The organism is Mycobacterium sp. TH-M82, from assembly GCF_057473605.1.
On record NZ_JBYCKY010000588.1, the window covers coordinates 1 to 1,312 of the forward strand.

Genomic DNA, 1,312 nt, shown 5'->3' on the forward strand with positions numbered 1-1,312 from the left:
GGCCTGCTGCGATTTCGGCGTGCTTTCTTGCGCTGAGCGACGACTATCACGCCGAAATCGCGTTGCGGATCTGGGTGAGCACCCGCTCTGGATGCTCGACAAGGTCAAACCAGGTGAACCGCAGTACCTGCCAGCCGAGCAGGGCGATCTCGTTCTGGCGTTTGCGGTCTTGGCGGAAGTCCTCATGGCTGCTGTGAAACGCGAACCCGTCGACTTCGAGCGCAACTTTCAGCGCAGGGAACCCGACGTCGACGCGATAGCCACCGACGGGGTGGTTGGCGACCCATCCGGTGATGCCCGCACCGCGGAGCAGTTGGATGAGTAACCGCTCCGCGTGTGAACGCGCTCCGCTACCGGCGGCCTGCAGCATCAGCCGGGCGGCCGGTGAGCCGTAGCGGCCACTGTTGCGCAGATGGGTACGCCACAGCTGGGGCAACTCGGTGCGGCGCTGCAGCGCAGAGTCCATCACGGCCGGGCCGCCGCCGTGTCTTGTCGCCGCTTCGACGACGGTCAGTGCCAACGTGGTGACCCGCAGCCCGCTGCGTTCTACGACGTCCGCTGACGACAGATTTCGTCTGCGGACGCGGGTGCCGGGCCGGGTCCGCCCGTTTGAGTTCCTCGGCACCGTGACCTCGATGGCTGCCGGAATGCGAGTGACCAGGCTGTGCCAGTAAGCCGCAGCCAGACCACTCGCCACGGCGTTCGGACCGTAACTCCAAACCGCGGCTCGAATCCGCGCCGCCGTCGTAAATGGTCGATCGTCGACGAAGTAGACCCCCGGACCGCAACGCCGCCAATGCCCGGACCGCAGCCGTCGGCTGATACCCGCGTCGCTGAGCCCGCAGTCGATCGCCTGCGAACGGGTGATGACGCCATCTTGGCGCCGCAGATAATCGTCCATACCTGATGGACGCAGCCCGACACGGCAGGCGTTCCCTCGCGATTTCGGCGTGATAGTCGTCGCTCAGCGCACAGGATCACGCCGAAATCCCGGCCGAGCGCAGCTCGACCGCAGCCAGCTCACGGATGACGGAGCGGTCCTCGCGGCGCCAGGCACCGACCGGGTCCGGGCTGACGGCGGTCAACCTGCGCAGCGGACGGTTGGTCAGGGCGCGCAGCGCCAGCAGTTGCTCGCCGGCCGTGGTTACGGCCAGGGCGAGCACCGCACGCTTGCGCCGGAAGAACCGCAGCCGCAGCACCAGCCACGGCATCGCCAGCGCCGCGATCGGCGGCGCGACAACCGCGATCGCGAGCAGCACCGCCAGCCAGCCGGCGGTGCTGCTCAGGGTCTGCCCGGCGCCGGCGATATCCA

1 protein-coding gene and 1 pseudogene are annotated in these 1,312 nt (G+C 68.1%); both read right to left on the bottom strand.

What is annotated here, in order from left to right; all coding sequences use genetic code 11:
- Positions 1-46 precede the first annotated feature (46 nt).
- Entirely contained in the window at positions 47-901 is an 855-nt protein-coding gene (locus AC2VON_RS17595; protein ID WP_486954100.1) for a DUF559 domain-containing protein, read from the bottom strand.
- 76 nt (positions 902-977) lie between these two features.
- Positions 978-1,312, bottom strand: a pseudogene (locus tag AC2VON_RS17600) (hypothetical protein); the annotation flags it as partial.